This window comes from Candidatus Binataceae bacterium (assembly GCA_036495685.1).
GTDB lineage: Bacteria > Desulfobacterota > Binatia > Binatales > Binataceae > JAFAHS01.
In genome coordinates this window covers 1-6578 of record DASXMJ010000117.1, presented here as the reverse complement: position 1 = coordinate 6578, position 6578 = coordinate 1, and the positions used below count along the sequence as shown (strand labels likewise).

Genomic DNA, 6578 nt, shown 5'->3' with positions numbered 1-6578 from the left:
GGGGAGGACCATCGATGGCAACACTTACCAAGCGCCAGAAGCAGATGGTGGACTATTTGGAACAGTATATCAGTGAGCACGGTTATGCTCCGACGTTGGCGGAAATCGGCCAACACTTCGGGCTCTCGTCGCTGGCTACCGTGCACAAGCATCTTCGGAACCTGGAACAGAAGGGTGCCATCCGTCGCGAGCATAATCACAGTCGCGCGCTGGAAGTGCCGCGGGCCAAGGGGGTGGGTGCTCACGCTATCAAGCTCCAGGGTACGGTCGCTGCCGGCGTTCCAATCGAAGCCATCGAAACCAATGAGAGTATCAGCGTGCCGGAAGAGTTTATTCGGCGCGACGAGACCTTCTGCCTGCGGGTCAAGGGTGAGTCGATGATCGATGACGGCATACGCGATGGCGACTACATCATCGTGGAGTCCCGCGAATTCGCTGACAACGGCGAAACCGTCATCGCGCTGGTCGGTGGAAACGAGGCCACCGTGAAAAAGTTCTATCGTGAAGCGGATGGAAAAGTGCGACTGCAGCCCGCCAACGCTTCGATGCAGCCGATCATCGTCGATCCGAAAGATTTGATGATTCGCGGAGTCGTGGTCGGCCTGATGCGCCACTACCGGTAGCCCGCACAAATTTAACCGCGCCAACGCGCCCGGGCTCGGAGCCAAGTCACGACGCCGGGCTCTGATCGGTATCGGGTCGGATCTGGCCCCGGCACCGCTCTTGGGGCAAGTAGGTGAAGTCTTCCGGATTTTTCGGACGAAGGGATGCGCAGCCTTCAAACCCTGGGTCGTCTAGGGAAGCTGCGTATCGGTCTGAGGCCTAGCTGGGTTTGACATCGCTGGGCTTGGGTTCTTCGGCTTTGGCTGCCGCCGGCTTGCTGGCCTCGTCGGGCTCGTTCATCGCGCGTTTGAAGTCCTTTATGCCTTTACCGAGCGCGCCGCCGATATCGCCGAGCTTACTCGGACCAAAAATCACCAGGATGATCAGCAGGATGATCAGCAGATGCCATGGGGCGAATAGATCCATATTCGTCTCCGGCGGTTCGACCCGCCGTTAAGTAGCTTATCCGTCAAATTCCGAGATTGCTACGGGCTATCACGCGGGGCGCCCAGCGGCCTCCGCGCCGGCGCCGTTCGGGGGCCCATCGAGCCGGTAACGCTGCACCTTGCGATATAGCGTCGAAAGATGGATGCCCAACGCCTGCGCCGCGCGCGCCTTGTCGCCATCCACCTTCTCGAGGATGCGCTTGATGTGCTCGCGTTCCAGTTCCTCGAGGGTCAATCCGGAGCTGTCGATGCTCGCGACGGCGGCGGCCGACGGGGTGCGCAGCTTGTCGGGCAAGTCGTGCGAATGGAGAACGTCGGTCTCGGCGAGAATAGCAGCGCGCTCGACCGTGTTTTCGAGTTCGCGCACATTGCCCGGCCAGGAATAGTTTAGCAGCAGGCGGATCGCGCCCTTGGAAAAGCGCATCCCGGTGCGGCTCAAGGATTTTTCCGACTTGCGCAGGAAATGATTCGCCAGCAGCGGAATGTCGTCCTTGCGATCACGCAGCGCGGGCAAGTTGATGTTGATTACGTTGATTCGGTAGAGGAGCTCTTCGCGAAAGCGCCCCACGCGACTTTCGGCCTCGAGGTTGCGGTTGGTCGCGCACAGTACCCGCACATCGAACGACACCGGGTCGTTGGAGCCGAGCGGGTAGCATTCGCGTTCCTGCAGCGCGCGCAGCAGTTTGACCTGAAGCGAGAGCGGCATCTCACCGATCTCGTCGAAGAAAACCGTGCCCTTGTCGGCAGCCTTCAGCAGGCCGAGCTTGTCCTGACTTGCGCCGGTGAAGGCGCCTTTCTTATAGCCGAACAATTCGCTTTCCAGCAGATTCTCTGGCAGCGCGCCGCAGTTGATCGGCAGAAAGCGTCCGTTGGCGCGTTCGGAGCTGAAATGAATGGCCCGCGCGACCAGCTCTTTGCCGGTGCCCGATTCTCCGGTGATGAGCACGCTGGAGTCGGTACGCGCGACTTTTTCCATCATCCGGAAGACCTGCTCGATGGTGTCGCTCTTCCCGATGATGTTTTCGAAGCGATACTTCTCGCGTAGTTCGTGATGCAGGTAGCGATTTTCCTGAAAGAGGCGCTTTTCCTTGAGCGCGTTGCGCAGCACCGCCTTGAGATGCTCGTTGGCGAACGGCTTGGTGATGTAGTCGTAGGCGCCCTTGTGGAGTGCCTCGACCGCCGACTCCACGCTCGCATAGGCGGTCACGATGATGCCCATCAGCTCCTGGTCCCGGTCGCGCAGGCGTCCGAGCAGTTCAACGCCGTTGCCGCCGCTGGTCAGGTTGAGGTCGAGAATCGCGACGTCGATTTGCTCGCGCTCGAAGATGTCAAGTGCGAGCTCAGCCGACGGCGCTTCGAAAACCACGTAGCCGTCGCTGCGCGCGAGCTGCACGATGATCGACCGCATCAACGGTTCGTCTTCGACCACCAACACCCGGTATGACCCGGGTTCCGGTGCGTTTGCCTGCTCCTCGGTGTTCATCAGCGCGCCGCGGCATGCGCATCGGAGGTCGCCAGTTCGTGCGCGGGCAGCAGGATGGTAACCTGCGTGCCTTTGCCGAGCTCGCTGTCGACCCGGATGGTGCCCTTGTTGGAAAGAATAATCCGCTGGCACAGCGACAAGCCGAGGCCGACGCCGGACCCCGCGGGCTTGGTCGTGAAAAATGGATCGAACACCCGCTCCAGATGTTCACGCGGGATGCCGATGCCATTGTCGATTACGCGAATGACGATAATCGGATGGTCGCTGTTCTGGCGGACGGCCTTGTTCTCGGTGATTACGCGAATCATGCTGCCTTCGCCCTGGGTCGCGTCGGCGGCGTTGTACAGGAGGTTGAGCAGTACCTGTTGAATCTCGTTTTCGTCGGCAAACGCCGGTCTGAGATTGGGAGCGAGCACGGGGTCGAGCGCCATACCTCTAAAGCGCTTGTCGTAGTTGATGACCCGCAAGGTGTCGGAAACCAGCTGATTGATGTCGATCAGTTTCTGATGGCCGGTGGCGGGGCGGGCGAAGTTTACCAGGTCTTTGAGGGTGCCGGAGATGCGCGTGATCTGCGCGAGAATCGTATGCAGGCTGGTGCGGCGCTGCGCGTCGTCTTCGCCCGGGAGCAGCGACTGCACCAGCGACGAGATTGACGCGAGCGGGTTGTTCACTTCATGCGCTACGCCGGCGGCGAAAGTGCCGGCCGCGGCGAGCCGCTCGCTCTTGAGCAGCGAGTCGAGCATCTCACGCCGCTGCGTGACGTCGTGCATAATCATCTGGATAAACTGCTTGTCGCCGTACGGAATGAGTGCGAAGTTCACGTCGTAGAAGAAGGGCCCGAGCGGCACGTCGTTGTGGTGCTCGTAGCCCTGCTCGACCACCACCTGCAGCACCTTGCGGAGCTCCTCGCGCATCTCGGCCGGAACGAAGTCGGTCATCGGCCGCCCCACCATCACCATGTGCTCTTCGCCGGGCGTCAGCAGGTGCACTCTCTCGGCGGCGGAATTGGCAGCCAGCACCTTCCACGTTCCCGGCTCGATCTCATACATCGGGTCGGGTGCGTGGTTGATCGAGTTGCGGTATTTCTCCTCGGAGGCGCGCAGCAGATGTTCGCGCGACTCGATGTAAAACTGCGACACCATCAGGCGCCGCTCATCGATCGCTGCAACCACCGCATCGCGCACCCGCGGCTGCATGGAAGCGCTAAGCGAGGTGGTAACGTGGTTAATGATGATCTGCTTGAGCGCGATATGGATGGCGTTGAACTGGGAGGGTTTCGCACGCGCCAGCATCCCTTCCTGGCAATGGCGGCGCAGGTAGACATAGGTATCGAGGCAGTCGGGATCGCGGAGATGGGAGGCAAAGCGAATCAGCGAGTTGCGCAAGCCCTCAACTTTGTGCGCGTCTTTCTGTGCGTCGGGTTCCCAGAAGAAAATAGTGCCGACCGACTCCGCCCACTCTTCGATGATCCCTTCGAAGTGTTCGCAGATAACGTCGGCCGCCGCGGCACGAATCTCCATACTCTTCGCAGAGCGGCCGTATACCAACGGTCCGAACAGCTTGCCGAGCAATTCTTCTACCGGGCGCAGCTGATCGCGGATGACCTGAAGTTCTGCGGGTGTTGCTTCGATGGGAGCATCAGTCGGAGTACGTACGAGCTGCGGGTTCGACGAGGCAAAGCATCCGCAAAAATTTTGTAGTTTCATATCGATCCTGGCGCTCAGATTTAAGGGCCGACAGGCGAAGTCCGAAGCGGGCAGACTGGAAGGGCGCTCTGAACTAATCGCATATATAACCGTTGCTTGACCGACATATAACATTCGCAATTTAACCATTCCAGCACCACATTGCGGGCAGAAAAGTCCAAAATTCGCACCCTGCGAACCGCTCAATGCCGAAAACGTAAAATTGGAGACCCAGATGGTGAAATCGCCCGAAGGGGTTCAGCGCTCGCCGCAATAGAATTCTGGCTTTTCTGAGTGGCACAGCTTTCGCTGTTTCGTTCGCTAGAGAATCGTCGTGCAGCTATCACTCTCCATCGCGCATCGCACGGTGGCGACGCATGGGAAATTCCTTTCGCGCTCCGGACACAAGTTTTTTCTGACCGCCACGCGTCTCGATGGTTTGGGCTCTACGCTCGATCTCAACGAGAAGCTCAAGCTCCGTCGCCGCCTCGAAGATCTCAAAGCGGCGCATACCAGCGGTTTGATACTGACCGAGGGGCAATCGCAACCGGCACTGAATGTAGTGGCCGGAGCCGACATGGTCGCGATGGTGGAACTTGCCATCGAGTCCGGCAATCTGGTTGATCCGTCACGTTTTGCAGAGCTGGTGTCGCGAGTGGCGCACGCTGGCAACGTGTACAGGAGCCACCCGGGCCTGTTGGGCTATTTGATCGATTGTTCGCTGGAGCCCTCGGCTGAAGGTCCTTACCACTTCGCGGAGAAGACAGTCAGACGTCGGCTCCGCGCCTTGGTTCGGATACTCAAACAGCACGCCCCGAACGCGCTGGTCGCAATCAAGCGTCGGCCAGCTACCCTCGCTCCGGTCCTGACCGAGGAAGATTTTCTCTACTGCTGCGAGGCAGGGTTGCAGGACCGCGAGTTGAGGCTCTGGATTGAGAGCCTCCACCGGCTGGCCGGTCCACGTCCCGTGGTGATTGAGTTCGCGCAGGCGTCAAGCAGACAAGACGAAGCCGTTGCAGAGGCGTTTGGGGCGGGAGCGGCGGGTGTCGTGGCGCAGTCAGTCCCGGCCCCGCTGTCGCGTGATTGGCTGGCAATCCGGATGCTGCGCCCAGCGGAGACGATGCCCTTCGCCTCGCTTGATGGCGTAGGGCCGCCGCAGCCAGGCAGCTGCCCGCTCGCGTCAGTGGTGGTCTGCGCACTTAAGGGCGAGCGCACGCTTAAGCGGTGTCTTCAAACGCTGAGCCAACTTGCGTATCCCAACTTCGAAGTGCTCGTCGTTGCTGACGGTGGCTGCGCTGGCGTTTCCGAAGTAGCGGCGCAGTTTCCGCAATTCCGAGTGATCGGGCAGTCGAACCAGGGGTTGGGTGCGGCGCGAAACGCCGGCGTGAAAGCGGCGCGGGGAGAGATAGTCGCCTTTGTCGAGCCGGATTTCGCGGTCGATTCGGACTGGCTGACGTTCATGGTGCGAGCGATGCAAGAAGGGCAGTTGGACGCTTGCTGTGGACCTACATATGTCCCGCATGACACGGCAAAGCTCGCGGCATGCGTTGCCGCGGCACGCCCCTCGCTTCCTTCGACCAGTTTGGGTGAGGCGATGGCGCGCAGCAACCTGGCGTTCACCAAAGATGCCCTGCAACGGGCGGGCGGATTCGAGCGGAAGTACAAAGGGTTCGATGCCGATGTGGATCTGTGCCGCAGAATCGAAGGAAGCGGTGCGAAGCTCGGCTTTAGTCCGGTCGCGCTCGTATGGAACCTGCGTCCCTATCCGCTCTGGAACTTCTTGAGCAGGCAGGGCAGCTATGGGCGCCTTGACGCAAAGCTGGGTAGAGCGGATCGCTCACTTACCCAACCCGGCCGCGCTGGCGTATTCGATCACTGCCAGAGAGCGCTGCGGATGCTGCTGGTTCTTCCGCAATCTGTCGAATGGATGGTCTTGTGGACGATTGCCGCAATTGCGGCGAGATTCGTCGGACTGAGCCCCTTTGCCGCGCTGGCGATGCTGGCGATGGGGCCGGTGCTTGCGATTTTCGTGGCGTGGACCACGCCGTTGGAGAAACCGTTTCACGGGCTAACGCCCCGAGCGATACTCTCCTTCCTGGCGTTTGTGGGACCACTGTGGCGAGGGCTGATGCGCGACTGGACGGTCGTGTACCGCCACCTGCCTTCACCCGAGTTGGTGGGAATGCGGCGGGCGCGAATGCGCCAACGCGCCGCGTTTCGCTAGGACTCTGTCTTAGAAAAATAGAGAGATCTACAGCAGCGCGCCGCGGAATAGTTCGTCGTGCTGCGGCGGAAATTGGAGCAGGTTAATCGCCCATTTGCGGGCCTGCCGGAGCGCATCTTCGGCCCGACGAAAGGTGC

Annotated in this window: 5 protein-coding genes; 2 read left to right on the top strand and 3 right to left on the bottom strand. The window is 60.5% G+C overall.

Going from position 1 to position 6578, the window contains the following annotated elements; translation table 11 throughout:
- Positions 1-14: 14 nt before the first annotated feature.
- Entirely contained in the window at positions 15-623 is a 609-nt protein-coding gene (lexA, locus tag VGI36_11835; GenBank protein HEY2485833.1) for a transcriptional repressor LexA, read from the top strand.
- A gap of 199 nt (positions 624-822) precedes the next feature.
- Here lexA and tatA read toward each other — a convergent pair whose 3' ends face one another.
- From tatA to VGI36_11820, 3 genes are all read right to left on the bottom strand, one after another.
- The gene (gene tatA / locus VGI36_11830) at positions 823-1029 is read right to left on the bottom strand and encodes a twin-arginine translocase TatA/TatE family subunit (protein HEY2485832.1); all 207 of its coding nucleotides are present in this window, start codon (positions 1027-1029) and stop codon (positions 823-825) included.
- 69 nt (positions 1030-1098) lie between these two features.
- Positions 1099-2532, bottom strand: a complete 1434-nt coding sequence (locus tag VGI36_11825; GenBank protein ID HEY2485831.1) for a sigma-54 dependent transcriptional regulator — start codon at positions 2530-2532, stop codon at positions 1099-1101.
- Positions 2532-4238 (bottom strand): ATP-binding protein, encoded by a 1707-nt coding sequence (locus VGI36_11820; protein ID HEY2485830.1) that lies wholly within the window; start codon positions 4236-4238, stop codon positions 2532-2534. The genes VGI36_11825 and VGI36_11820 overlap by 1 nt, the downstream gene beginning before the upstream one ends.
- Positions 4239-4551: 313 nt before the next feature.
- Between VGI36_11820 and VGI36_11815 the strand changes: the two genes are divergently transcribed.
- Positions 4552-6441, top strand: a complete 1890-nt coding sequence (locus VGI36_11815) for a glycosyltransferase family A protein (protein ID HEY2485829.1) — start codon at positions 4552-4554, stop codon at positions 6439-6441.
- Positions 6442-6578 lie beyond the last annotated feature (137 nt).

What these genes read in the sequence shown, in the direction of transcription:
- lexA (HEY2485833.1), top strand. Translation starts at nt 15, where the DNA reads ATGGCAACACTTACCAAGCGCCAGAAGCAGATGGTGGACTATTTGGAA.
- tatA (HEY2485832.1), bottom strand. Translation starts at nt 1,029, where the DNA reads ATGGATCTATTCGCCCCATGGCATCTGCTGATCATCCTGCTGATCATC.
- VGI36_11825 (HEY2485831.1), bottom strand. Translation starts at nt 2,532, where the DNA reads ATGAACACCGAGGAGCAGGCAAACGCACCGGAACCCGGGTCATACCGG.
- VGI36_11820 (HEY2485830.1), bottom strand. Translation starts at nt 4,238, where the DNA reads ATGAAACTACAAAATTTTTGCGGATGCTTTGCCTCGTCGAACCCGCAG.